General features: G+C 72.4%; 18 protein-coding genes and 1 riboswitch. Of the genes, 7 read left to right on the top strand and 11 right to left on the bottom strand.

The features are described from left to right. The first annotated feature begins 252 nt into the window (after positions 1–252). The 3 genes from ACFV1J_RS03920 to ACFV1J_RS03910 all read left to right on the top strand — a co-directional run bounded on the left by ACFV1J_RS03920 (position 253) and on the right by ACFV1J_RS03910 (position 4557). Complete coding sequence (locus ACFV1J_RS03920; RefSeq protein WP_385855614.1) at positions 253–3048, top strand: LuxR C-terminal-related transcriptional regulator; 2796 nt, start codon at positions 253–255, stop codon at positions 3046–3048. Between the two features lie 106 nt (positions 3049–3154). Further along, positions 3155–3352, top strand: a complete 198-nt coding sequence (locus ACFV1J_RS03915) for a hypothetical protein (protein ID WP_385855985.1) — start codon at positions 3155–3157, stop codon at positions 3350–3352. 101 nt (positions 3353–3453) lie between these two features. Then, positions 3454–4557: a PP2C family protein-serine/threonine phosphatase gene (locus ACFV1J_RS03910; RefSeq protein WP_385855613.1), complete on the top strand. Its 1104-nt coding sequence runs from the start codon at positions 3454–3456 to the stop codon at positions 4555–4557. A 14-nt stretch (positions 4558–4571) separates the two neighbouring features. Here ACFV1J_RS03910 and ACFV1J_RS03905 read toward each other — a convergent pair whose 3' ends face one another. From ACFV1J_RS03905 to ACFV1J_RS03895, 3 genes are all read right to left on the bottom strand, one after another. Further along, positions 4572–5786 (bottom strand): beta-ketoacyl-[acyl-carrier-protein] synthase family protein, encoded by a 1215-nt coding sequence (locus ACFV1J_RS03905; protein ID WP_385855612.1) that lies wholly within the window; start codon positions 5784–5786, stop codon positions 4572–4574. A 200-nt stretch (positions 5787–5986) separates the two neighbouring features. Continuing rightward, the gene (locus ACFV1J_RS03900) at positions 5987–6859 is read right to left on the bottom strand and encodes a serine hydrolase (RefSeq protein ID WP_385855611.1); all 873 of its coding nucleotides are present in this window, start codon (positions 6857–6859) and stop codon (positions 5987–5989) included. Beyond that, on the bottom strand, positions 6856–7836 hold the full coding sequence (locus tag ACFV1J_RS03895) for a LysR family transcriptional regulator (RefSeq protein ID WP_385855609.1): 981 nt from the start codon (positions 7834–7836) through the stop codon (positions 6856–6858). Before ACFV1J_RS03895 ends, ACFV1J_RS03900 begins: the two co-directional genes overlap by 4 nt. Positions 7837–7921: 85 nt before the next feature. On the opposite strand from ACFV1J_RS03895, the gene ACFV1J_RS03890 reads away from it, so the two are divergent. Further along, a complete protein-coding gene (locus tag ACFV1J_RS03890; RefSeq protein ID WP_385855608.1) occupies positions 7922–8899 on the top strand; it encodes an alpha/beta hydrolase family esterase in 978 nt (325 codons plus the stop codon). Between the two features lie 26 nt (positions 8900–8925). Beyond that, positions 8926–10575, top strand: coding sequence for a penicillin-binding transpeptidase domain-containing protein (locus ACFV1J_RS03885; protein ID WP_385855607.1), 1650 nt, complete (start codon positions 8926–8928; stop codon positions 10573–10575). A gap of 36 nt (positions 10576–10611) precedes the next feature. Here ACFV1J_RS03885 and ACFV1J_RS03880 read toward each other — a convergent pair whose 3' ends face one another. Together ACFV1J_RS03880 and ACFV1J_RS03875 are read right to left on the bottom strand one after the other, a co-directional pair. Then, positions 10612–11259, bottom strand: coding sequence for a response regulator (locus tag ACFV1J_RS03880; protein WP_385855606.1), 648 nt, complete (start codon positions 11257–11259; stop codon positions 10612–10614). Beyond that, complete coding sequence (locus ACFV1J_RS03875) at positions 11244–12497, bottom strand: sensor histidine kinase (protein WP_385855984.1); 1254 nt, start codon at positions 12495–12497, stop codon at positions 11244–11246. The genes ACFV1J_RS03880 and ACFV1J_RS03875 overlap by 16 nt, the downstream gene beginning before the upstream one ends. 154 nt (positions 12498–12651) lie before the next feature. On the opposite strand from ACFV1J_RS03875, the gene ACFV1J_RS03870 reads away from it, so the two are divergent. Further along, positions 12652–13149: a hypothetical protein gene (locus ACFV1J_RS03870; RefSeq protein WP_385855605.1), complete on the top strand. Its 498-nt coding sequence runs from the start codon at positions 12652–12654 to the stop codon at positions 13147–13149. Between the two features lie 86 nt (positions 13150–13235). Here the strand turns inward: ACFV1J_RS03870 and metE are convergent, their stop codons facing one another. The 4 genes from metE to ACFV1J_RS03850 form a co-directional block, all read right to left on the bottom strand. Beyond that, a complete protein-coding gene (gene metE / locus ACFV1J_RS03865; RefSeq protein WP_385855604.1) occupies positions 13236–15629 on the bottom strand; it encodes a 5-methyltetrahydropteroyltriglutamate--homocysteine S-methyltransferase in 2394 nt (797 codons plus the stop codon). Between the two features lie 192 nt (positions 15630–15821). Then, positions 15822–15981, bottom strand: a riboswitch (cobalamin riboswitch). 57 nt (positions 15982–16038) lie between these two features. Beyond that, positions 16039–18627: a SpoIIE family protein phosphatase gene (locus ACFV1J_RS03860; RefSeq protein ID WP_385855603.1), complete on the bottom strand. Its 2589-nt coding sequence runs from the start codon at positions 18625–18627 to the stop codon at positions 16039–16041. 85 nt (positions 18628–18712) lie between these two features. Further along, a complete protein-coding gene (lspA, locus tag ACFV1J_RS03855; protein ID WP_385855602.1) occupies positions 18713–19348 on the bottom strand; it encodes a signal peptidase II in 636 nt (211 codons plus the stop codon). 159 nt (positions 19349–19507) lie between these two features. Further along, positions 19508–20956 carry a glyceraldehyde-3-phosphate dehydrogenase gene (locus ACFV1J_RS03850; RefSeq protein ID WP_385855601.1) on the bottom strand — a complete coding sequence of 483 codons (1449 nt, stop codon included), beginning with the start codon at positions 20954–20956 and terminating at the stop codon, positions 19508–19510. A gap of 478 nt (positions 20957–21434) precedes the next feature. On the opposite strand from ACFV1J_RS03850, the gene ACFV1J_RS03845 reads away from it, so the two are divergent. Continuing rightward, on the top strand, positions 21435–21863 hold the full coding sequence (locus ACFV1J_RS03845; RefSeq protein ID WP_385855600.1) for a VOC family protein: 429 nt from the start codon (positions 21435–21437) through the stop codon (positions 21861–21863). A 70-nt stretch (positions 21864–21933) separates the two neighbouring features. On the opposite strand, the gene ACFV1J_RS03840 is transcribed toward ACFV1J_RS03845, so the two are convergent. Then, complete coding sequence (locus tag ACFV1J_RS03840; protein ID WP_385855599.1) at positions 21934–22821, bottom strand: dienelactone hydrolase family protein; 888 nt, start codon at positions 22819–22821, stop codon at positions 21934–21936. A gap of 276 nt (positions 22822–23097) precedes the next feature. Further along, the gene (locus ACFV1J_RS03835; protein ID WP_385855598.1) at positions 23098–24528 is read right to left on the bottom strand and encodes a PAS domain-containing protein; all 1431 of its coding nucleotides are present in this window, start codon (positions 24526–24528) and stop codon (positions 23098–23100) included. Positions 24529–24877 lie beyond the last annotated feature (349 nt).

Raw genomic sequence — 24877 nt, 5'->3', positions numbered from 1 at the left:
CGAGCGACTCTTGATCGCACCCTAGGACCGCCGGTGTCGAACGGTCGGCGGGCCACGGGGCGTGTCGCCCGCCCGGCCGGGCCACCGGCCGGGCAGCCGTTGTGCGATCACCGGCCGGCCGTGGCGAAGATGGACGTGCAGGCACATGACGGGTGAGCAGGGACATGACGGGTTCGCCCCGGGGCGGCCCGGCTCGTGTGGTGCACGGGTGCGGGGCCGGGCCCGCGGCCCCCGTCTCACGGTGGTGATCGGATGCCTTCGACCGGAGACCCGCTCCCGGACGCCGGTTCGCGGACGACGTTGCCGTGGTCCGGCGATCCCCTGCTCGACGCCAAACTGACGGTGCCCGACGCGCCGCGGGCCCACGTCCTCAGGCACCGTCTGCTCGACGCGCTCAACGCCGGCACGGCCGGGCCGCTGACCGTGATCACCGGCCCGGCCGGCAGCGGAAAGACGACCCTCGCCGCCGCCTGGGCGCGGAGCGGCGGGCACCCCGGGCCGGTCGCCTGGCTGACGCTCGACACGTACGACCGGACGCCGGGCGTCTTCTGGAGCTACGTCGTGGAGGCGCTGCGGCGGGCCGTTCCCCGGTTGCCCGACGGGATCGCGATGCCGTCCTCCCCCGGTGACGCCGGCGCCTCGCTGCTGACCCGGCTGGCGGCCGCGACGGAGCGGCTGCCGGCACCGGTGGTCGTGGTCCTCGACGGTTTCGAGAAGGTGGCGGGCCGGCGCGTCCCGGCCGGTCTGGAGTTCCTCCTGGAACACGCCGGCCCGCTGTGGCGGCTGGTCGTCATCAGCCGGGTCGAACCCCTGCTGCCGCTCCACCGTTACCGGGCCGAGGACCGGCTCGCAGAGATCCGGGGCGCCGACCTGGCCCTCACTCCGCACGAGGCCGCCGTGCTGCTGCGCCGCCACGGCCTCAGGCCGCCGGACGACGTCGTGCAGGCCCTCACCCGGCGCACGGAGGGGTGGGCCGCCGGGCTGCGGTTGTGTGCCCTGGCCATGTCCCGGACCGGCGATCCGGCCGCCTTCGCCCGCTCGTTCGTCCGCTCCGAGCAGGCCGTCTCCGGCTATCTGCTCGCGGAGGTGCTCGACGCCCAGCCCGCCGCCACCACGGAACTGCTGCTGCGCACCAGCGTGCTCGACCGCATCCACCCGGACCTGGCGAACGCCCTGGGCGGCGGGGTGGACGCGGAGGCGATCCTGGCCCGGCTGCTGCACGACAACGCCTTCGTCGAGCCCGTGCCCGGCACCACCTGGTGCCGGGTCCACCCCCTGTTCGCGGAGGTGCTCCGCACCCAGCTGCGGATCCGGCACCCCGGCCTCGCCCCACGCCTCCATGCCCGTGCCGCCCGCTGGCTCGCCGGGGCGGGCTGTGTCACGGAGGCGCTGGAGCACGCCGCGCAGGCCGCGGACTGGCCGTACGCCGCCTCGCTGGCCGTCCGTCAGCTGCTGGTCGGAACGCTGCTCGGCACGCCGGAGGCCGAGCGGGTGGCGGGCGCCTTCGCCGGTCTGCCGTCCTCCGTGCCGGGAGCCGAACCGGCCCTGATGGCCGCCGCCTGCCGGCTGGCGCAGCAGGACCGCGCCGGCTGCCGCGCGCACCTCGCCGTGGCCGAACGAGAGACGGCCGGGCGAGAGACGGCCGGGCGAGAGACGGCCGAACGGCGCCCGGCCGGGCCGGACCCGCGCCCGAAGGGCACACAGCCGGCGCCGGAGGTCGCGCTCACCCAGGTCCTCCTCCGCCTGTTGTGCGGGCCGGGGGAGGCCGGGCGGGACGAGCAAGGTGCGCACCACAACGAGCACGAACAGCGCGAGGGCACGGGCGGTGGCGACCGACGGCTCGCGGCAGCCGAGGAAGCCGCCCGGGCGGTCTCGGATCTGCTGCGGCAAGTACCGCAGGATCTGGTCCGGGCGCACCCCGAGATCGAGGCGCTGCGGCTGCACGGGCTCGCCCGGGCGTACTTCGGTGCCGGTCGTCTCGGCGAGGCCCGCCGCCTGGGCGCCGCGGCCGTCGACGCCTGCCCGACCGCATCGACCCTGCCGCTACGCCACCGGGCGCTGGGCCTGCTCGCGCTGGCCGAGAGCGCCGAGGGTGCCCTGACGTCGGCGGAGGACCATGCCCTGCGGGCCCTCGCCGCCACCGACGAGCAAGGGATCGCCCCGGACCACCGCTCGGGGGCCGATCGCCTGGCGCTGGCCGTGGTCGCGCGCGAACGGGACGAACGCGAGGGCCGGGACCTCGCCCGCCGCCACCTCGTACAGGCCCTTGCCTGCCCCGACGTGCATGCCGACCCGGTCCTGGCCGCCGAGGCCGCCGTGCTGCGGGCCCGTCTGGAACTGTCCGGTGGGCGCTGGGAGGCGGCCCTCGACGCGCTTCCCCGCCCGGGAGCCGACGACGAGCCGTGGCCCGCCCAGCGGCTCGCCCTCACCCGCGCGGTCGTGGCGCTGGCCCGCGGGGATCACCGGGCCGCCGTCGCCGCCGTGCACGACGCCCCGGCCGACGGACCGGCCCCGCTCATCGCCCTGGCCGGCGCGCACCTCGCCGCCGGGCGCCCGGACCGCGCCCGGCGGCTGCTGGACCGTGCCGGCGGCTCTGCGGACCTGAGCCTGCCGGACCGGGTGGCCGGGCAGTTGGGACGCGCCCATGCCGCCGTCCTGGCGGACGACCGGACGGCCGCTCGGCAGCTGCTCGTCGACGCGCTGGACGCCGCCCGGCCCGAACGGCTGCGGCGGCCGTTCACCGACGCCGGCCCCTGGCTGCGCCATCTGCTGGGCGACCTCGACGGCACCGCTGCCGCACCGGCCCGAGGTGCCTGGCTCACCGCACGGGGCGGCCCCGCCTTTCCCGGCCCGGTGCAGCCCCTCAGCAGCCGGGAACGCGAGGTGCTGGTGTGTGTGCAGAGGATGCTGACCGCCGACGAGATCGCCGCCGAACTGCGCCTCTCCGTCAACACCGTCAAGACCCACCTGCGCAGCGTCTACCGCAAGCTGGGCGTCTCGCGGCGCCGGGACGCGGTGGAGCGGGCCAGGGAACTGCATGTGCTCTGACCCCGTGGCCGTCCGCCCGGCCCCACCTGTTCCGGGTGGTGGCGACGGCCGCCGCCGGCCGCAGGCTGCTCCTGAAGGTGCCCCAGCCGTGGGGAGCAGCACGACCATGCGCTACGAATTCCGTGTGACCGGCGATGTTTCCCGTCTCCTGAGCGAGGCGTTCCCCGAGCTGGAGACGGAACCGGTCCCCCGGCAGACGCTGTTCTTCGGCACGGTCACGGACGAGGCCCACCTGTACGGGCTCCTGGCCCGCTTCCAGGACCTCGGGCTACGGGTCGAGGAGATGCGCCGCCTGCCGGAATGAGAGAGCCTGCCCGGGATGAGGGGCGCTGCCCAGCCACACCCCGGGGCAGCGGGCCCGTTCCCGCCGGCTCGTGGGCGCGGCCCGGCAGCAGGAGAGGCGCGGTGAAGGTCCTGCAACCCACGCTGACGAAGGTGCCGTGGATGCTCGCGGCGCTGGTCCTCCTGGCCGGCGTCGTCCTGGACCTTCTCGCGCCCGAGCCGTACACGGGGCTTCCGCTGCTGGCCGCCGCCCCGCTCATCGCGGGCGCCACGCTGCCGTTCCGCTCCGCGTGCGCCGTCGTGTGCGTCACCTGCGTGGTCTCGGTGGCGGTGGACGTCGAACGGGGACGGCCGGCGACGCCGTTGCTGGTCGATCTGGCCGTGGTCGGTCTGATCGGTGTGCTGGCCCTGGTGGTCAACCGGCTCATCGTGCGGCAGGGGCTCGATCTGGCGCGGGCCAGGGATGTCGCGGAGGCGGCCCAGCGGGCGGTGCTCCCGGACCCGCCGCGGCAGGTCGGGCCGGTGGCCGTCGCCGCGAGCTATACGGCGGCGCAGGCCGAGGCGCGGATCGGCGGCGATCTCTACGCGGTGCAGGAGACGCCGTTCGGGGTGCGGGTGATCATCGGGGACGTACGGGGCAAGGGGATCGCGGCCGTCGCCGCGGTGTCGGTGGCGATCGGTGCGTTCCGCCAGGAGGCCGAGTACGCCCGCACCCTGGCCGCGCTGTCGCAGCGGATGGACGAGGCGCTGGCCAGGGAGGCGGCCCGGAGCGGCCCGGTGATCTCCACGGAGGGCTTCACCACCGCCGTACTGGTCGAGGTCTCCGTCGACGGTGAGGTGCTGTACCTGGTGAACCGCGGGCATCCTCCGCCGTACCTGGTGCACGACGGTCGGATCGTGCGGCTCGACCCGACCGCCCCGCAACTGCCCCTCGGGGTGGGACTGGGCGATCTCGCGCCGGCCGGCCCCGTGCCGGTCGATGCGGTGCGGCTGCCGCCGGGAGCGTCGTTGCTGCTGGTGACCGACGGCGTCACCGAGGCGCGGAACAGCCGGGGGACGTTCTACGACCCGGTCTCCTCGCCGCGCCTGCACCGGCGGTTCGACGGCCCCGAGGCCCTGGTGGAGACCCTGACGGAGGACGTCGGCCGCTGGACCGGGGGCGACCACGAGGACGACATGGCCATCCTGGTGCTCACCCGGCGCGGCCGCCCTCCCCGCCCCCTCTGATCACGCAGCCGGCCTCAGGCGGTGAAGACGAGGCTGACGTTGTGACCGCCGAAGCCGAAGGAGTTGGCGAGCGCCGCGTGCCACCGGCCGGTCCGGTTCTCGCCGCGCACCACGTCCAACTCGACGCGGGGATCGAGCCGTTCGAGGTTGCGTACGGCGGGTGCGACGCCGTCCCGGAGGGTGAGCAGTGCCGACAGGGCGCCCACCGTGCCGGAGGCGCCGAGCATATGACCGGTCATCGACTTGGTCGCGGTGACCGGGGCGTGGTCCCCGACGGCGAGGCCGATGGCCTGTGCCTCGGCCAGGTCGCCGGACTCGGTGGAGGTGGCGTGCGCATGCACATGGCCGATGTCGCGGGGGCTCACCCCGGCGTCCCGTAGCGCGGCGCCGATGGCGTGGACCTGGCCCTCCGTGTTGGATGCGGTGATGTGGTCCGCGCTGGAACTGATGCCGGCACCGGCCAGCGTGCCGTAGGTGCGGGCCCGCCGGGCGCGCGCGAACTCGGCGCGCTCCAGCACCATCACGCATCCGCCCTCGCCCATGACGAATCCGCTGCGGGCCGCGTCGAAGGGGCGGGAGACGGACTCGGGATGCTCGTGCTGCGGGGAGAGCGCCTTCATCTGGGCGAAGGCGGCGAGGGTGAAGGGGTGCAGACAGGCCTCCACCCCGCCGGCGACCACCACGTCCGCCCGGTCGTAACGGAGCAGGTCCAGGGCCATGGCCAGTGCTTCGGCACCCGAGGCGCAGGCGCTGACCGGGGTGCGGGCGCCGCCCTTGGCGCCGAGGTCCATGCTCACCCAGGCGGCCGGGCCGTTGGGCATGAGCATCGGAACCGTGAACGGCGAGAGCCGGCGGGCGCCGGACTTCTCCAGGAGGTCGTCCTGGCCGAGGGTGGTCAGCACACCGCCGGTCCCGGTGCCGAGGACGACGGCGAGCCGTACCGGGTCGACCTCCGGGGCGCCGGCGTCCTGCCAGGCCTCACGGGAGCTGACCAGGGCTATCTGCTCCACGCGGTCCAGCTTCCGCGCCTGTGTGCGGGGCAGCGCGGCGGCCGGATCGTCGGAAAGCCTGGCGGCGATGTGGACCGGAAGGTCCGCGGCCCACTCCTCGTTCAGGGCCCGCACACCGGACTTCCCCGCCAGCAGGCCCGCCCAGGTCGACGGCGCGTCACCCCCCAAGGGCGTTGTCGCACCGACACCGGTCACCAGCACCTGATCCATCGCGGCCATTCCCGCTCCTTAGAGGCCAGAGGAAACTGACAAGGTCTGCAACGACCTGTTCCGATGATGTCAGTGACTGACCAGCAAAAAGATCGGGAAGTTGACCGATTCGACGAGCCGGGAGTTATGGAACCTGAACAAGAAAGGTCCAGACAAATAACACCGGACAAGAAGGTTCGGAGATAAGGAGGACCGGGGAATCCGTAGCCCTACGGAGCGCGCAAGGCATCGACGGCGATGCGGGCGGCCGTGCCGATGACGGCGTCGGCCGCGGGCAGGGTGGCGGCCGTATTGGCGGTGCGGGTGAAGACGGCGACGGCGTAGCGGCCGCCGTCGGGATACTCGACGACGCCGACTTCGTTGCGCACGGTCGGCAGGCTGCCGGTCTTGCCCGCCACGTGGACGTCGTCGAAGGGGAAGCCGGAAGCCATGCGGTGCGGCCAGACCTGCAGGCCGAGGACGCGGCGGATGGCGGCGGCGTGCTCGGGGGGACAGGCCTCGTCGCGCCAGACGGTGCCGAGCAGGCGGGTCATATCGCGTGGGGTGCTGCGGTTGGTGCGTGCCGGGTCGAGGGCCCGGAGCCGGGTGATGACGTGCGGGTCGGTCAGTGCCCGGGCGCCGCCGGGGCCGGCGTCCGCCCGTATGGTCGCGAAGAGTTCGCCGAAGGTGTGGACGGCGTGTGTGCCGGTGAGGCCGAGGCGGGCGGTGGTGCGGTTGACGGCGTCGAGGCCGACGCGGCCCAGCAGGAGGTCGGCGGCGGCGTTGTCGCTCACCGCCATCATCAGGTACGCGACATCGCGCAGGGACATCCGGACGGGGTCGAGCATCGCGGCCAGCCCGGTGGGGCCCGCGGTACGGCCGGCCGGCGGGCAGTCGATCTGTTCGCCGAGGTCCAGCGCGCCCGCGGCGGCCAACTGGTGCAGGGTGACCAGCAGACAGAGTTTGTGGACGCTGGCGGTGCACACCAACTGGTCGGCGCCGGCGCCGAGTTGGGCGCCGGAGTCGATGTCGAGGGCGTGCAGCCAGCCGGTGACGCCGGCTTCGGTGAAGGCCGCCTGGATGCGGGCCGGGGTGTCGGTCACAGCCAGTACTCCGATGCCGGGCGAAGGTGCAGCGGTCGCAGGGGCGCCTCGGCCCGCGCACCGGCGGTGGTGCGCAGCGCGTGCGTGGCCGCGTCCACGAACGCGCCGACGGCGGCGTCGCCACGGCCCTTCGGCCAGGCCACGGAGTGCCGCCAGGCCAGCGGGGCACCGGCGAGCGGACGCCATACGACACCGGAGCCGGCATCCGCGCCCGGGTCGCGGACGTCAGCGGGCTGGCTGTCGTACGGCCCGAAGGCCACCGCCCCGGCGGACAGGACCAGCCCGCGGACGAAGCTCGCGCCCTGGCCGTGCCGGACGGCGGCGGGCGTGAAGCCGTTGCGGGCGCATGTGGTCAGCAGGTCGTCGTACAGCGCCGGGGCGCTGCTGCGGGGGAAGAGGATCAGGTCGTACCCGGTGAGCGAGGCGAGCGGCACCTCGTCGAGCGCGGCCGCGGCGGCGCTGCGCGGCAGCAGCACCCCCAACTCGCGGCGCAGGACCGGGCCCAGCTCCAGACCCGTGACGTCGCAGGGGTGGTGGATGACGCCGACGTCCAGGTCCTGCGCGGCGAACCGGGCGAGTTGCTGGGCCGTGGACAGCTCGTGCAGTTCCAGTTCGAGACCGGACCGACGCCGAGGGAAGTCCGCCAGTACCGCGGCGACGGTCTCGCCGGCGAGGTCGGGGAGCAGGGCGGCGCGCAGCAGGCCGGTCTCGCCGTCCCGGATGCGGCGGGCGGTGGCCATGAACGCCTCGGAACGGGCGAGGAGTTCCCGCGCCTCGGCCAGCAGCAGCGTCCCGGCCTCGGTGATCGTCACCTGTCGGCTGGTGCGCTCGAAGAGCCGGACCCCCAACTCCCGCTCCAGCCGCTGGATGCGCTGTGACAGCGGCGGCTGGGCGATGCCGAGCCGGGCCGCGGCACGGCCGAAGTGTGACTGTTCTGCAACAGCCACGAAGCACTCCAGATGCCGAACCAGGTCCATGGCCAGCGATCATATCGGCAATTGATGAATCCGAGATCGATATCGGTCTTGGACACGATGCGGTGGACATTGCTCTCCTCGGGACATGGACACCTTTTCCGCATATCGCCGCGGCCGCCCGGTGCGCGCCTGGTACCTCGCACTCGCCCTGCTGCTCGGCCCCGCCCTCGCCGGTTGCGGGACGACCGAACAGCCGGAGTCACCGGCCAAGGCCACCGGCTCGTCGCCGGCCTCCGTGGCCCCCACCCGCGAGAAGCTGCGGGTCGACGGCCGTACGCGGGAGTACTTGCTGCACCGCCCCACCGCGCACGGCGACGGACCCCGGCCCCTGGTCATCGCGTTCCACGGCCGCGGCTCCACCGCCTCGTACCTGCGCGAGCAGAGCCGCCTGGACGCGGACGCCAGGGCGCGCGGCATGCTGATCGCCTATCCCGAGGGCCTGGGCAAGCTGTGGGGCGCCGGCACCCGGGCCACCGCGCGACGGCCGGATCCGGACGTCGACGTGCGGTTCGCCAAGGCGCTCATCGACGAACTGGTGCGCACGGAACGGGCCGACCCCAAGCGGGTCTACGTCGTCGGGTTCTCCAACGGCGGCTCGATGGCCCTGCGCGTGGCGGCCGAGCACCCCGGACTGCTGGCGGGGGCGGCCGCGGTGTCCGGCGAACTCCCCACGGGGAACGCCGTGGTCAAGCCCACCGGACCGGTCCCCCTCGTGATCATTTACGGCGCCGACGACCGGGTACGCCCGCTCGCCGGAATGCCCAGCCCCTCCCCCGCCCCGGCCGGCGAGGAACCGGTCACCCCGACCATGTCGGCCCGGGACAGCGCAGCGGCGTTCGCGGCCGTGGGTGGGGCCACCGCATCGCCGAAGACGAAGGCCGAAGCCGGCTACGACCGCACCGTGTGGCGCCTCAAGGCCCCCGGAGCCACCGTCCAACTCCTCGTCATGCACGACGCGGGACACGCCTGGCCGGGCTCGCGCATCAAGCCACCGGCGGGCTTCGGACGCACCAGCACGGCGCTGAACGCGACCAGCACGATCCTCGACTTCTTCCGCCTCTGACCCACCGACCAGACAAGGACCTTGCGATGCCCCGATCCGGCCACGCCGCCGACAGCGCCACCACCCGCCGCCGTCAACCTCGCCCCGTGGTGCGCACCGTCACCGCGGTGGCGGTGGTGAGCGCGGTCGTCGTGGGCGGAAGCTACGCGGCCGGGCTCGGCCCGTTCGCCCGTGGCGCCACCGAGCCCGAGCCCGCGGCCCTGGCCCAGGCCCGCGCGTTCCTCGCCGACTGGGCCGCCGGGCGCCTGCCGAAGGCGGCCGACCGCACCACCAGACCCACCACCGCACAGGAAGTGCTGCGCAACTTCACCACCGGGCTCGACATCCACCGGCCCACGCTCACGGCCGCGACGACACCCACCCAGGCCGAGGACGACACCGTCAGCGTCCCCTTCACCGCCACCATGCCCATAGCCGACCTGGGCACCTGGACGTACCGGTCGAAGCTTCCGCTGCGTAAGCAGGGTGACGGCGGCTGGAAGGTGGACTGGTCGCTGTCGGTCGTCCACCCGCGGCTGAGCGGGACCAGGAAGTTCCACCTCGCACGGGAGGACGCGGACGCCGCGCCGAACGTCACCGACCGCAGGGGCGTATCCCTGTCGGGCGACCGGTTCCCGTCCCTGCGTCCCGTCCTCGACCAGCTCGACACCGGTACGGGCGGCGGCGGTCAGCGCGGTGCGATCCAGCTCGTCGACCGGGTCACCGGCAGGGTCGAACGCACCGAGGCCACCCTCGGGAAGAAGCCCGACCGGCCGGCCCGCGAGCCCGTGCGTACGACGCTCGACGCCACCTGGCAGGCCGCCGCGGAGAAGGCCCTGGCCTCCGGCGCCCACGGCCGGAACGCCTCGCTCGTCGCCCTCCGGATCGACAACGGCGAGATCCTCGCGATGGCCAACTCCCCGTCGTCCGGCTTCAACCGCGCCGTCTCCGGCACCTACGCGCCCGGCTCCACATGGAAGATCGTCACCAGCAGCGCGCTGCTGCTCAAGGACGCCGTCGCCCCCACCGACATCGTCGACTGTCCCAAGTACCTCACGGTGGGCAAGGAGTTCCACAACGTGGAGACGTCCGAACACCGCAACGCGACCTTCCTGAAGGACTTCACCGAGTCCTGCAACACCGCGTTCATCAGCCTGCGCGGCAAGCTCGGCGACCGGGAGCTGGGCGATGTGGCCGGGAAGTACTTCGGCGTCGGCCAGAGGTGGCACCTCGGCATCCCCTCGTACGACGGGTCGGTGCCGGCGCCGCGCGACCAGACCGAGAAGGCCGCCTCGATGATCGGGCAGGGCAGGATCCAGGCCAATCCGCTGCTCATGGCGTCGGTCACCGCCACCGCGGTCTCCGGCACCTTCCACCAGCCCTCGCTCACCCACGGGAACCGGGACACGACGACCACCACACCGCTCCCGCACAAGGTCGTCACCCCACTCCGCACGATGCTGCGCAGCACCGTCACGGACGGTACGGCCCGGGTCCTGTCCGGTCTGCCCGGCGGCATCGGCGCGAAGACCGGCACCGCCGAGGTGTCCGAGGAGGAACCCAACAACGGTTGGCTCGCGGCGCATCGCGGCAATGTCGCCCTCGCCTGCGTCGTCGAGCAGGGAGTGACGGGCGGCGGCTCCGCCGGTCCCGTCATCCGCGACCTGCTGACCGCCGTTCCCACCGATCCCTCATGACGACCGGTCCGTCGTCGAAGGGACCGTGGAGTTCGCTCATGTCTGGTTCAGATACGCGAGGACCGCGAGGACGCGGCGGTTGTTGTTGTCGTCATCGGTGATGCCGAGTTTGCCGAACATCGAGGTGGTGTACTTGCTGATGGCGCTTTCGCTGAGGAAGAGCCGCTGGCCGATGGCCTGGTTGGACAGCCCTTCGGCCATCAGGCCGAGCACGGAATGCTCGCGTTCGGTGAACCGTTCCAGGCGGCGGTTCGAGGAGCCGTTGGAGAGCAGTTTGGCGATGACGGCCGGGTCCATCGCCGTCCCACCCCCGGCGACGCGTTCCAGGGCATCGATGAACTGATCGGCGTCGAAGACGCTCTCCTTGAGGAAATAGCCGATACCGCCGGCGCCGTCGGCCAAGAGCTCGCGGGCATACAGCTGTTCCACGTGCTGGGAGAGGATCAGCACCGGCAGCCCGGGCACTTCGCGGCGGGCGGCGAGGGCCGCCCGCAGGCCCTCGTCCGACTGCGTCGGCGGCATACGGACATCGATGACGGCAACGTCCGGCCGCCGGGTCAGCAGCGCATCGAGCGTCTCGGGCCCGGTGGACGCGGTCGCCACCACCTGGTGTCCGTATGCCTCGATGAGGCGGACCATCCCGTCGCGCAGGAGGTAGAGGTCTTCGGCTACAACGATTCGCATGGCACCACCATTCTCGCGCAGGTCGGGCCGCCCGCCGGACTGCTGATCTCCAGGCTGCCGTCGAACACCGCCAGGCGCCGGCGCAGCCCCGCGAGACCACCGCCGGCCCGCTCGCCGGCTCCGCCGCGGCCGTCGTCCGCCACCTCGACGACGAGGCCGGTGCCGTCCAGGGCGAGGGAGATCCGTGCCCGGGTGGCCCGGGCGTGCTTGATCGCGTTGGTCAGCAGTTCGGCGATCCCGAAGTACACGGCGGACTCGATCGGCGGGTCCAGGCGGAGCGGGAGGTCGGCGCTGACCTCCGCCTCCAGCGGGCTGTCCAGGGCGAGGGCGCGCACGGCGTCGACGAGCCCTCGCTCGTTCAGCACCGGCGGGTTGATGCCGCGGACCAGTTCGCGCAGTTCCGTCAGGGACGTGGCCGCGCCGGCCCGTGCCTCCCGCATCAGCGCCTTGGCCCGGTCGGGGTCGGTCTCCATGAGCTTCTCGGCAGTCGCCAGGGACAGGCCGAGCGAGACCAGACGGGCCTGCGCCCCGTCGTGCAGATCCCGCTCGATCCGGCGGATCTCGGCGGCCTGCGCGATGGTGGTGTCCGCGCGCTGGGCGGTGAGTTCGTCCACCCGGTCCGCCAGTGCCCTCGTGGGCGACGGACGCAGGAAGCGGACGGCCACCGGCTTGACGGACCGCCAGGCGTACGGGGCACTGGCCAGGGCCACGACCAGGCCGAGCACCCCGGCCAGGCGCGCGGGAAGCGCCGATTGGCCGAAGCCGAGGACCGCCGCGGCGACCCCGGCCGGCGGGACGGCCGCGAGCACGCCCATGGTGAGCGGCGCGATCGCCAGGAACCGCAGGTCGCGCCAGGTCGCCGGATCGCTCCACCAGAGCCGCCACCGCTGCTCCTGGCGGGCGTCCCGGCTGCTGCGCCGGTAGGAGAACCCGTTCCACCAGTATCCGGTGGACATCTGCACCACCGGCTCGGCCTGCCGGTATCCGGCGGGAATGACAGTGCCCGTCCACTGGGCGACGAGCCGGCGGACCGTACGGCAGAGCGGCCGGGACACGGCGAACGTGCCGATGGCCGCCCACACGAACACCGCTGTCCACGCCCACGGGTTCCCCGCCCACCAGACCCCCAGCACGACGGCGGCCCACACGGCCGGCACCAGCATGCTGACGGCCACCACCCCGCACGCCCGGACGAACCCCACCCCGGCACCCGCCACCCACGAACCCAGTTTTCGCATGCCCATCCCTTGTCGCTTCTCCTTGCCCGTGCTTCCACTGTGCGCCGGGCAAAGCCTGGTCCCCGCCGGTTCGGCCCGGTAGTGGGGCTGGCCCCACTCACCCGTACGTCCAGGCTCATACCGCGCCGCTCGGGCGCTCCCTAGCGTCGACACCATGACGACGACACGAAGCACGCACGACAGCAGCACGCATGACAGCAGCACGCACACCACGGGCACCACCGGCCACCCGGCGGCCGCGACGGCCCACCTCCACCCTCCGCGCACCCAGCGGGCGTTCGGCACGGCGAAGAACCTCGTCGCGGCCTACGGTGCGCTCAGCGCCGCCGTCCTCATCACGGTCGCCGTCCTCGCGCTCACCGGACACCCGGTGACCTCGTTCATGTGGGGCCGGTCGGGCGGAATGCTCGGGAGCGCCGCGGTGATCTACTGGATGACCGTCCTCGCCGCGCGGGGCACACGGTGGGCCTATCTCCGCGTGCGGATCCTCACGGTCCTCATGCCGATCGCGATCATCGGCGTCGACATGATCCCCGGCATCTGCCCGCCCTGGTTCGCCCTGAGCCAGGCCGCCTCCGCCCTCCCCCTCGCCGCGGCCGCCTTCCTCAGCAACGGGTCCCGACTGCGCGCCGCCTTCCCCAAGGGCGCCTAGGAAAGCACCTTCTGACGACGCTGCCGGGGCCCACGTCCGGCACCGTTGCCGTACCGCACCGGACGTGGGCCCCACTCACCGCGTGCTCAGGAGGATCTGGCGGGAAGGGTGGCGCGGACGTTGCGGGCCGCGGTGACCAGGTTCTCCAGGGAGGCGCGTACCTCGGCCCACCCGCGGGTCTTCAGGCCGCAGTCCGGATTGACCCAGAGCCGCTCCGGCGGGAGGGCCGCCAGCCCCTTGCGCAGCAGGGCCTCCGCCTCGTCGACACCGGGGACGCGGGGAGAGTGGATGTCGTAGACGCCGGGCCCGGCCTCGCGGGAGTAGCCGGCCTGGGCGAGTTCGTCGGCGATCCGCATATGGGAGCGGGCGGCCTCCAGGCTGATGACGTCGGCGTCCAGGTCCTCGATGGCGGCGAGGATGTCGCCGAACTCGGCGTAGCACATATGGGTGTGGATCTGGGTGTCCGGGCGTACGCCGCCGGTGGCGAGCCGGAACGCCTCGGTGGCCCAGGCCAGGTAGGCGGGGCGGGCCTCGGCCCGCAGCGGCAGGGTCTCGCGCAGTGCGGGCTCGTCGACCTGGATGACCGAAGTCCCGGCCCGTTCAAGGTCGTTGACCTCGTCGCGCAGGGCGAGGGCGACCTGGCGGGCGGTGTCGGCGAGCGGCTGGTCGTCGCGGACGAAGGACCAGGCGAGCATGGTGACCGGACCGGTGAGCATGCCCTTGACGGGGCGGCCGGTGAGTGACTGGGCGTACGTCGTCCAGCGCACGGTCATGGGCTCGGGACGGGCGATGTCACCGGCGAGGACCGGCGGGCGGACGTAGCGGGTGCCGTACGACTGGACCCAGCCGTGCCGGGTGGCGAGGTAGCCGGTGAGCTGCTCGGCGAAGTACTGGACCATGTCGTTGCGTTCGGGCTCGCCGTGCACCAGGACGTCGATCCCGGTCTTCTCCTGGAAGGAGATCACTTCCTGGATCTCGGCCTGGATGCGCTCCTCGTAGGCGGCGGCATCGATGCGTCCGGCCCGCAGGTCGGCCCGTGCGGTGCGCAGTGCGCCGGTCTGCGGGAAGGAGCCGATGGTGGTCGTCGGGAGCAGTGGCAGCGCGAGATGGGCGCGCTGCGCGGCGGTCCGCCGGCCGTACGGCTCCGGGCGGCGGGTGTCGCGGTCCGTGACGGCCGCGGCCCGCGCACGTACGGCAGGGACGCGGGTGATCGGCGAAGCGGCACGGGAGGCCAAGTCGGCCCGGTTGGCGGCCAGTTCCGCGGCGATGGTCTGGGTGCCCCGGCCCAGACCACGGGCCAGGGTGACGACCTCGGTGGCCTTCTGCCGGGCGAAGGCCAGCCAGCGCAGGATCTGCGGGTCGATGTCGTGTTCGGCGGCGGTGTCGAGGGGCACGTGCAGGAGGGAGCAGGACGCGGCGACGTCGACATGGCCGGCGAGTCCGAGGAGGGTGCCGAGGGTGGCCAGCGACTTCTCCAGGTCGTTGATCCAGACGTTCCGGCCGTTGACCACGCCGGCGACCAGCCGCTTGCCGGGCAGTCCGCCGACGGCGGCGAGATCGTCGAGGTTCCCGGCCGCGGCCTCGGTGAAGTCCAGCGCGAGACCGTCCACCGGGGTCCCGGCCAGTACGGGCAGGGCGTCGCCGAGCCGGTCGAAGTACGAGGCGACGAGCAGCCGGGGCCGGTCGGTGAGGCGGCCGAGACCGTTGTAGGCCCGGCCGGCGGCTTGGAGCTCGGCGGGGGTGCGGTCCTGCACGAGCGCGGGCTCGTCCAGCTGCACCCACTCCGCACCGGCGGCCCGCAGATCACCGAGCACCTCGGCGTACACCGGCAGCAGCCGGTCGAGCAGCGTCAGCGGGTCGAAGTCCGCGGCCACCCCGGGGGCGGGCTTGGCCAGGAGCAGATAGGTGACCGGACCGACCAGTACCGGGCGGGGGCGATGGCCGAGCGCGAGGGCCTCGCGCAGCTCGGCGACCTGCTTGCCGGAGTCGGCGCGGAAAACGGTGTCGGGGCCCAGTTCGGGCACCAGGTAGTGGTAGTTGGTGTCGAACCACTTGGTCATCTCCAGCGGCGCCACGTCCTGCGTACCGCGCGCCATGGCGAAGTAGCCGTCGAGGGGGCATCCCGTGCTCGGGCGAAGCCCGGCGCTTGGGGAAGGATCCGCCTCGACGGCCGCGCGGTGGCGTTCGGGCACGGCACCGACCATGACGGTGGTGTCCAACACGTGGTCGTAGTACGAGAAGTCGCCGGTCGGCACCTCATGGATCCCGGCGTCGGCCAGCTGCTGCCAGTTCGCCCGGCGCAGCCCCTCCGCGGTCCGGCGCAGCTCATCGGCGGTGACCCGGCCCTTCCAGTACCCCTCGACGGCCTTCTTCAGCTCCCGCCCCTGGCCCTGGCGGGGGTATCCGTACACGGTGGCCCGAGCCGTCGTGTCCGCGGCCTTCCCGGCCCGGGCACCTGTCGCTGTCACGGTCTCCGTCACAAGAAACTCTCCTTCGCGAGCTTGTCTGTTACAGATCCCGGAGACGGAACGGGGCGCGAAGGACGAACGAACCGGAGGAAGCCGCAGCTCAGGAGTTCAGCAAGTGCCGCCCACCGTCCGGTAGGTACGCCGACCCGCCCTCGAAGGTCACCGGAATGTCCGCACGTGATCCCTCACGCGCGGGCAACGGGCAGGTCTTCGGACTCGCGGGCACGTCCCCCTGGGAAAATCGCCCAGGCGGACACCTACCGGCCGTCGCTTCCCAGACCCGTCCGGGTCCAGTGCGTATGACGGCGATCGTTCCCACTCACCGCTGCGGGGCAGTCCCGGAATCCCACCGGGTTCCCTCTTACGACGCACCTGCCTGGCGGGCAGGGCGAACCAGCTGCCCGACCAGCCTAGCGCCTCTTCAGGGCTGTCGGCCGATTGCGGCCGGTCGGTATTCGGTGAGGAGGAGGGCGATGTCATCGGCGCGGTAGGAGGAGCGTTGGGCGTGGTGGAGGAGACGGTCGGCGAGTTCGTCGAGCGAGTCGGCCGGGGCGTGGGCCATGGTGCTGCGGAGCTGGTCGATGCCCACGTCGATGGGGGTGGTGCGTTCCTCGACCAGGCCGTCGGTGTAGAGGGCGAGGGCGGAGCCGGGCGGGAGGTCGACGGGGGTCTCGGGGTAGTCGCTGGAGTGGTCCACGCCGAGCAGCGGGCCGGTTTCCAGGTCCAGTACGTCGGTGTGTCCGTCGGGATGGCGGAGCAGCGGCGGCGGGTGGCCGGCGCGGACGGCCCGGGCACGGTGGCCGGCGGGGTCGAGGAGGATGTAGCAGCAGCTGGCGAGGAGGCCGGTGCCGAGGTCGATCAGGGTGCGGTTGGCACCCGCCAGGACGTCGCCGGGGGCGTGCCCCACCACGACGAACGCCCTTACCGCGCTGCGGAGTTGGGCCATGGTGGCGGCCGCCGCGATGCTGTGTCCCTCGACGTCCCCGATGACCAGGGACACGCCGCCCCTGGTGCCCGGGATGACGTCGTACCAGTCACCGCCGATGTCCATGCCGCTGGTGCAGGGGAGGTAGCGGGCCGTCGTCCGCAGGTCGGGGAGTACGGGCAGCCGGTGCGGCAGCAGGGCCTGTTGGAGGCCGCGGGCGAGGGCGAACTCGGAGTCGTAGAGCCGTGCGCGTTCCAGCGCCTGGGCGATCAGGCCGGCGAGCGCGGTCAGGACGCTGCGGTCCTTGGCCGTGAAGCGATGGACGTCGTCGAAGCCGAGGACGCAGGTGCCGACGGGACGGCCGGAGGCGATCAGCGGGAGGTACGCCCAGGAGTTCACACCGCCGACCGGGATGCCGGGGTAGCCCTGGGAGAGGCTCTGCTGCGACTCGATGAAGAGGGGGATGCCGGAGGTGAGGGTCTCGGTGCCGGGCAGGGCCGCGTGCAGCGGCATGCCCTGCAGCCAGTCGAGGAAGTCTTCGTGGTGGCCGGTGTGGAAGATCAGGTGCATCGTGCCGTCACGGACCGAATAGAGGGCGAGTTGCTGGCCGCCGAAGGCCGGGAGGAGCTGCTCGGCGACGACTTCGCAGACCTGGTGGGTGGTGACCGCCTCGGTCAGCGCGCTGCCGAGTTGCAGGACGTGGTACATGACGCCCAGGCGGGCCGGTGCGGCGGCCGCGGTGGTCGAGGGGGCCGGAGGGGCCGAGGGAGATGCGGCCGGCGAGGGGGACTGGGGCGGTGAGGTTGCGGCGGGCGGTACGGCGGACTCCGGTGAGACCTCCGGGCGCCCGGTGGGGACGACCCGGCCGGTGACGCCGTTCGGATCCGGGTGGAGGGAGAAGGCCAGCCACTGGTCGGGCGGGCGGCAGACGAGGAAGGACGTCGGTGTCTGCGAGACCATCGCGGACCGGTGCTGGTACTCGATCACGGGGTCGGACAGCCACGGCAGGGCGTCCCACAGACACTGCCCGATCACCTCCTCGCCCTTCACGTCCAGCAAGCGCTCCAGGCTGCCGTTGACGTAGCTGACCCGGCCGTCGGGGGTCAGGGAGAACAGTCCGTCCCGCAGCCGCTCGACCGCCGCGGCCGCCGCACGGCCGGCCCGTGCGTCGATGACCACGCCGACGAGGTGGGCGCGGGCCCGGTCGTCCGGCAGGTCGGGTACCCGGCCCCACAGCGCCACGCTGTGGTACCCCTCGTCGATGCCGTGACCCTCACCGCCGCCGTCCGCGCCGCCGCACGGCCCGGCGCCGGCGCCCTCGCGTACCCGCAGCGGCCGGGACATGATCCGCCCCTCGGCGGCCGCCCCACGGGCCGCGGCACGGAACGCGGCGCGGTCGCCGGGGTGGAGACGGGCGGCCAGCGTGTCCACCCGCGCGTCGAAGGTCTGCGGGTCGAGGCCGAAGATCGCGCAGAACTCGTCGTCCGCGGTGAGGGCGCCGGTGGCCAGGTCCCAGTCGAACAGGCCGGCCCGCACGGCGGGGGCGGAGGGGGCCGGGGTCTCGACCGGGGCGGTGTGCGGATCACACTCCAGGGGGTCGCCGGTGCGGGCCCGGAAGGCGGCCAGGGCGGCGCCGAGGCGGTTGGCGAGGGCCCGCAGATGGCGGCGCTGGGTCTTGGTCAGCCCGTCGCTCCCGGGCGGCGCGGCCCAGACGACCGCGAGCGCCCCGAAGGTCTCCCCGCCCGCCCCGACCGGCACGGAACAGGAGCCGAAGGCGTACGGCAGGGCCACCGCGAGCTGGGGGAAGCGGCGCATGGTCTCGTCGGCGTCGGTCAGGTGGATCGTGCGCCCGGAGCCGTACGCCACGGCGACCGGTATCGGACTGCTCACCGGGACCAGGCTCCAGCCGCCCAGCAGGGACGGCGGCACCCCGCAGGTCGCGGCGAGCACCAGGGAGCGGCGGTCGCGGGAGCGCAGGAAGATGCTTCCGGCGTAGGCACCCGACCCCTGAACGGCCTTGACCACGGCTGCCGCCAGCAGGTCCTCGCGCTCCGCCGTCCCCTCGCGCACGGTCGACCGGCCCATGCCTCCAGTGTGCGCAGAGGCAGGCCCGGGAGCCCAGGCGGTGACGCCATGCACATCCTCCACAACGGAGGGTAAGTGTGGTGCGTCAGGGCCCCGGGGGTTCGGCCCCGGTCTTCCCGGCGGCCTCTTCGCGGGCACCGTCCAGTTCCCACCCTCGGAACGCGAAGAACACGATCAGGACGCCGCCACAGACGATCGCCCAGTCGGCGAGGTTCATCACGCTGAAACCGCGGACGGAGATGAAGTCGACCACGGCGCCGCGGAGTTGGCCGGGGCTACGGAAGAGACGGTCCGTCAGATTCCCGAGTGCACCGCCCAGCAGGAGGCCCAGGGCGATCGCCCACGGGACGCTGTGGAGACGGCGCGCCAGACGGACGATCGCCAGGGAGACGGCCACGGCAATCACCGTGAACACGAAGGTACTTGCCCCGCCCATACCGAACGCCGCACCGGAATTGCGTATCACCCGCAGCTGCAGCCAGGTGCCTAGCACGTTCACCGCGTCGTGGTGTTCCAGCTTCGCCACCACGGCCAGTTTGCTGAACAGGTCGATCGCGTAGGCCGAGCACGCCACCGCCAGGAGGTGCGGGATACGCCGTTTGCCCCTGGCTTCCGCTCCCCCGCGCTCGTGCTCACCCTCGCTGTCGTGCTCGCTCTCCCCGTGCGCCGCCGCGCCCCGCCCCGGATCCGTCACGTTCCGCCCCTCGAAGTCCGTTGTCACGCCCTACCGTTCCATGATCGCCCATGTCGCCCGCGGGGCCGGGGCATCTCACCTCACCCGGCACGAACACCTCCGGCCCGCCTTCCGGAAAACCGGAGGACAGGCCGGAGCGAAACGGTGGGAGCAGACGGTCCGGAAGGTCCGGACGCTCCGCCGGGGTCAGACCGCCGGCGGCACCGGGTAGGTCGGGTACTCCACCCCGGAGACGTGCTGGACGACACGGATGACCTGGCAGGAGTAGCCGAACTCGTTGTCGTACCAGAGGTAGAGGATCGCGTTGTCGCCGTCGACCTTGGTGGCGCCGGCGTCCACGATCGAGGCGTGGCGCGAGCCGACGAAGTCCATGGAGACGGCGTCGGGGGCGGTGGTGAAGTCGATCTGGCGCTTCAGCGGCGAGTGCAGCGAGACGCCGCGGAGGTACTCCAGGACCTCCTCGCGGGTGGTCTCGCGGCCGAGCCGCAGGCTCAGGATCGCGATCGAGACGTCCGGCACCGGCACCCGGATCGAGCTGCCGGTGATCGGCGCCTTGAGGTCGGGCAGCGCCTTGGCGACGGCGGAGGCGGCGCCGGTCTCGGTGATGACCATGTTGAGCGGCGCGGACCGGCCGCGGCGGTCGGCCTTGTGGTAGTTGTCCAGCAGGTTCTGGTCGTTGGTGAACGAGTGGACGGTCTCCACGTGACCGCGCAGCACGCCGTACTCGTCGTCCATCGCCTTCAGCGGCGGCACGATGGCGTTGGTGGTGCAGGACGCGCAGGACAGGATCTGCTCGTCCGGCTTGATCGTGTCGTGGTTGACGCCGTGCACGATGTTCGGGACGTCGCCCTTGCCCGGAGCGGTCAGGACGACCTTCTCGACACCGGGGCGCAGGTGCTTCGACAGGCCCTCGCGGTCCCGCCACTTGCCGGTGTTGTCGATGAGGATGGCGTCCTTGATGCCGTACGCCGTGTAGTCGACCTCCGAGGGGTCGTTGGCGTAGATCACCTTGATCGCGTTGCCGTTGGCGATGATCGTGCTGTTCGCCTCGTCGACGGTGATCGTGCCCTGGAACTGGCCGTGGATGGAGTCACGGCGCAGCAGCGAGGCCCGCTTGACGAGGTCCTGCTCGCCGCCCCCGCGGACGACGATGGCACGCAGTCGCAGCCCGTTGCCCGAGCCGGCCTTCTCGATGAGCAGGCGGGCGACGAGCCGGCCGATGCGGCCGAACCCGTAGAGGACGACGTCCCGCGGCGCGCTCCGCTCGATCTTGTGGGCACCCGTGGCCCCGGCGACGGCCTCGGCGGTGAACTCCGCCACCGAGAGACCGCGGTCATCGGCCTTGTACAGCGCGGCGAGCATGCCGAGGTCGATCTGGGACGGGCCGAGATCGAGCGTGGTGAGGGCCTGCAGGAAGGGCATCGTCTCGGTGACCGAGAGCTCCTCACCGGCGATCTGCCGGGCGAACCGGTGCGTCTTGAGGATGCTGACCACCGACTTGTTCACCAAGGAGCGGCTGTGAAGCAGGACCGTGACGTCCCGCTCCCTCTGCAGCTTCCCGATGATCGGGATCATCGACTCCGCGATCTCCTCGCGGTTTATCCAGTTGGTGAACGAGTCGTCGTTGACAGTCACAGGTTTATCTTTCGAGCTAGGCGGTGCTCATATGCTAACCCCTCCCGTTTTTGATCGTTCAAGCGGTCCCACCTGAACGGGATCCGGTCATCAACCTCATGAGGGCCCAGGGTGCAAAATGTCCCACCTTGCGAAGTAAGTGCGTAGTCACATCAAGGCGATTCGCCCAATTCATCCCTGCCGTGACCGCGACCCCGCCCCCCGGCACCGGATGCGCTCCAGAGTCGTCACCTCCGGACACCGCGTGCACCGAAAACGAGATTGCACCGGTCACCGATGATCACTAAGGTCAGCCGGGTGACTGCCGGGTCGGCCATGGGCCATTCACCAGTGAGGTTCCCGGCCTCGGCGTGAGCACGAGGCGGGCCAGAGCCCCGCCCCCTTTCTCCGCGTCTTCGCTCGCTTCCGGCGCCCCACGCGGCGCCCCAGCCCAGCACTTCAACACTTCAGCGCGTCCAAGACCCGGAGACACACCACCATGCCGTACGACCAGCAGCACTCCGCCATACCCGAGCTGCCGACGACCACCGTCGAGCTCAACCACACCGCCATCTACGCCAGTGACCGCCAGCTGTCGGCCGAGTTCCTCGCCGCGATCCTGGGCCTCAAGGTCAGCGCACCGTTCGGCCCCTTCCTTCCCGTCGATCTCGGCAACGGCGTCACCCTCGACTACATCGAGAAGCGCGACGAACCGATCCAGTCCCAGCACTACGCCTTCCTCGTACCGGACGCCCAGTTCGACGCCATGATCGCCCGCCTGGAGGCAGTCGGCGTCACCTACTTCGCCGACCCGCACCACACCGAACCCGGCGGGATCAACCGCCTCTTCGGTGGCCGCGGCGCGTACTTCGCCGACCCCGACGGCCACAACATGGAGATCATGACCCGGCCGTACGCCCGCCCGTAGGCAACTCCCGCTCTGTCGGCCCGCGTTGCGCCCGGGCCGACAGGGTGGCGCCCCACGGGACCCGCCCTCGCTAACCGGCTTCCGATGTTTCCGTGGTGGCGGTGGCGGCGGGAGGGGGTGTGGGGGCCGCATCGTGTGCCTCCAGCAAGCGGTTGCGGAACAGGTCGAGTACACCGTCCAGGGCTGCGCGGGTCGGCTGGCCCGGTTCGTCGATGAGGTGCTCGGTGAGTACGGAGTGCGGCCGCAGTACGGCGTCGGGGTTCGCGGCGTCGTCGTCGAGTTCGACGGCGACGAACGCGTCGCCGAGTTCGCGGCGGAGGAAGGCGAACCGGTCGCCCGGCACCAAGCGGTCCGAGCGGAACCGCAGCCCCATGACCTGAAGGCCGTCGCGTTCGCAGCGGGTGCGGACGGCGGCGAGGTCTTCGCTGGAGATGTCGATGCCGCCGGCCTTGCTCTTGGTGAGGGGCAAGGGCAGGGACGGCTGGGACAGCACCGGGGCCACGAGGCGCTCGTCGACGGCCATGGCCAGCGCGAAGCCGCCGGTGAGGCACATGCCGACGGCGCCGACGCCGGGGCCGCCGCAGCGCTGGTGCTCGTGGGCGGCCAGCGCCCGTAGCCAGGTCACCACGGGGGAGGATTTCCCGGTGGCCAGCAGGGTGAATTCGCGGCTCACGCAGACCTTTCCCAGGGAAGAGGCCAGGTACGTAGCGGACTTGAGCCGACGGCCGGCCGCGAAGTCGGCAGGCCGGCCGGGCGTGCCGAAGAGCACCGGAAGCACGGCGGTGCAGCCGATCGCGGCCACCCGTTCCGCGAAGTGCAGCACCTTGGGCGTGATCCCCGGAATCTCCGCCAGCACGATCACCGCGGGGCCGGTACCGCGGCGCAGGACCTCGCGGGTGACTCCGTCGCGGGTGAAGGTGTCGCGGTCAAAACCGGTCGGGTGGTGATCCGTTGCCATGGGGTGCCCCAATCCTGTCCTGGTCAAGTGCCGGGGAATGCCTCGGGCGTTGGATCAGGATGCCGGTCCCGGGGCGGGAGCGCAGCGGTGAACAGCACGGCAGTGGTGAGGATCACGGCAGCGGTGAGCAGCACGGTAGTGGATCACGGCAGTGGTGAGCAGTACGGCAGCGGTGAGGGCGACGACGGGGATGAGCATCACGGCGGGCATGAGCATCACCACGGGGAGGAGATCGCGGTAGCGCGGTTGCGGGGTGTGACGTCGCGCCGCGGTCCCTCAAGTGGCGCTCTGTGGGTGGCCGGCCGTCGCCGACCGGGGTGGCCAGGACTGGGGAGCGAGGATGCCGAGGACGTAGGCGCGGGCGACCAGGGCGCAGCGGGTGGGGGCGTTGAGCAGGTCGCGTAGACGGCTGAGGTGGTAGTCGACCGTTTGGCGGGAGAGGTGGAGGGAGGTGGCGATCTCGGCGTTGCTACGGCCTGCGGCAAGGAGGGAGAGGATGCGGACCTGACTGGCCGTCAAGGCCGGGTGCGGTTCGTGGGCGAGGCTCTGGTGGGTGATCACTGCCCAGACGCGGGCGGCGCGGGTCGGGCCCCGGCCCACGGTGGTGAGGTGCAGTTGGGCACGGCGCTGACGGCCGCGGCCGTCGACGAGGACGGTGGACGTCTGGATGCGCCGACTGCGGCGGGCTATCAGGGCGTACCAGCTCTGCCGGAGTGCGGGTAAGTCCGGGGCGGGTGCGAGCACGGAGTCTGCGCGGCGGCCCACGAGGTCGGAGAGCCGGGTCTGCAGGAGTTCGGCGGCTGCCGCGCTGGCCTGGAGGATCCTTCCACCGGCGGAGATCAGGGCGCACGGCAGTCCGCTGTGGTCGCGCAGCGCGTAGAGGTTCTCCTCGGCCTGTTGTCTCTGGTGGAGGGCGCGGGTGTGGTCACTGATGTCGATGTAGATGCCGGCGACGCAGTCCTGGATGCCCTCGCGTACGGGGAAGCGGTGGCCGGCCGCGTAGCCGGTGGTGCCGTCCGCGCGGTGGTAGGTGAGGGTGTGCCGTACCGGTTTGCCGCGGGCCAGCACCTCCTGGTCCAGGGCGAGCACCCGGTCGGCGTCGGCCGGGGCGTCGACCTCGCGCACGTCCTTGCCGATGACGTGCTCGGGGGTGGTGCCGTAGAGGTGCGCGTAGGCGTGGTTGGCCCATAGATAGCGGCCGTTGGGGTCACGGATGAAGGCCGCGGCGGGGGCGAGGTCGGCGAAGGCGTCGTAGCGGCGGGTGGCGGCGGGAGGGGGAGCGTCGGGAGCCGGGGATGGGGCCAGTTCCCGGTCCTCCCCGGACACCTCGACCGCGATACCGCGGAGGCGGTCCTGCCGGGGCGGGTCCAGCGGCCAGTTCACGTCGAAGAGCCGGCCGTCGAACCGTGCCCGCCAGTGGTTGCCGGCCCGCCATGCATCGGCCGCCCACCCTGGGTCGGTGGCCTGCGATGCGTGGGTGGCTCGCGGGTCGACGGCCTGCGACGGGTCGGTGGCCCGCCATGCGTCGGCTGCCCTTCGTCGACCGTAGGCCTGCCATTGGTCGGTGACGGTGTCGAGGAAGCGCTGGGCGGTGCGGGCGTCGTCGAAGGCTCCTCCTCCGCTGTCGATCACCCGTAGTTCGCGGTCGGCCTCCCACCAGGACACCGGGAGGTGTTGGAGCAGCGACTTCAGACCGGTCTCGTCCACGACGGCCTCTCTGTGACGAAGAGACGGAGAGCTGGGCAGGGCGTGGGCGCCGCCTCGCGTGCCGGACCACCTCGCGTGCCGGACCGGCACACGCACCGGACCGACGTGCCTGTCCCGGACCGACTCTCGCGCGCCGGACCGACTTTCGTGCGCCGAGGTGAACCCGTACGCCGAGGCGCTCGCCCCTGGGCATGCGTATCCCCCGCCGTCACGCCGTATGCCCGGTTCTCGGCCGATCTGGTGGGCGAAGGCCCCGAACGGGCCGGACCCCATACGGCATCACAGAACCTTCACAGCCGCCCGGTGAACTCCACAGCTCTGGCATTTGCCTGAGCGTTCGGCGCCCGTG

This window comes from Streptomyces sp. NPDC059649 (assembly GCF_042734445.1).
Taxonomy (GTDB): Bacteria; Actinomycetota; Actinomycetes; order Streptomycetales; family Streptomycetaceae; genus Streptomyces.
This window is presented reverse-complemented; position numbering and strand designations above follow the sequence as displayed.

Excerpts from the sequence above, each read along its gene's own strand:
- ACFV1J_RS03915 (WP_385855985.1), top strand. The coding sequence starts at position 3,155 with ATGCGCTACGAATTCCGTGTGACCGGCGATGTTTCCCGTCTCCTGAGC.
- ACFV1J_RS03840 (WP_385855599.1), bottom strand. The coding sequence starts at position 22,821 with ATGGCAACGGATCACCACCCGACCGGTTTTGACCGCGACACCTTCACC.
- ACFV1J_RS03920 (WP_385855614.1), top strand. The coding sequence starts at position 253 with ATGCCTTCGACCGGAGACCCGCTCCCGGACGCCGGTTCGCGGACGACG.
- ACFV1J_RS03875 (WP_385855984.1), bottom strand. The coding sequence starts at position 12,497 with ATGCGAAAACTGGGTTCGTGGGTGGCGGGTGCCGGGGTGGGGTTCGTC.
- ACFV1J_RS03860 (WP_385855603.1), bottom strand. The coding sequence starts at position 18,627 with ATGGGCCGGTCGACCGTGCGCGAGGGGACGGCGGAGCGCGAGGACCTG.
- ACFV1J_RS03845 (WP_385855600.1), top strand. The coding sequence starts at position 21,435 with ATGCCGTACGACCAGCAGCACTCCGCCATACCCGAGCTGCCGACGACC.
- ACFV1J_RS03880 (WP_385855606.1), bottom strand. The coding sequence starts at position 11,259 with ATGCGAATCGTTGTAGCCGAAGACCTCTACCTCCTGCGCGACGGGATG.
- ACFV1J_RS03905 (WP_385855612.1), bottom strand. The coding sequence starts at position 5,786 with ATGGCCGCGATGGATCAGGTGCTGGTGACCGGTGTCGGTGCGACAACG.
- ACFV1J_RS03895 (WP_385855609.1), bottom strand. The coding sequence starts at position 7,836 with ATGGACCTGGTTCGGCATCTGGAGTGCTTCGTGGCTGTTGCAGAACAG.
- ACFV1J_RS03885 (WP_385855607.1), top strand. The coding sequence starts at position 8,926 with ATGCCCCGATCCGGCCACGCCGCCGACAGCGCCACCACCCGCCGCCGT.
- ACFV1J_RS03890 (WP_385855608.1), top strand. The coding sequence starts at position 7,922 with ATGGACACCTTTTCCGCATATCGCCGCGGCCGCCCGGTGCGCGCCTGG.
- ACFV1J_RS03870 (WP_385855605.1), top strand. The coding sequence starts at position 12,652 with ATGACGACGACACGAAGCACGCACGACAGCAGCACGCATGACAGCAGC.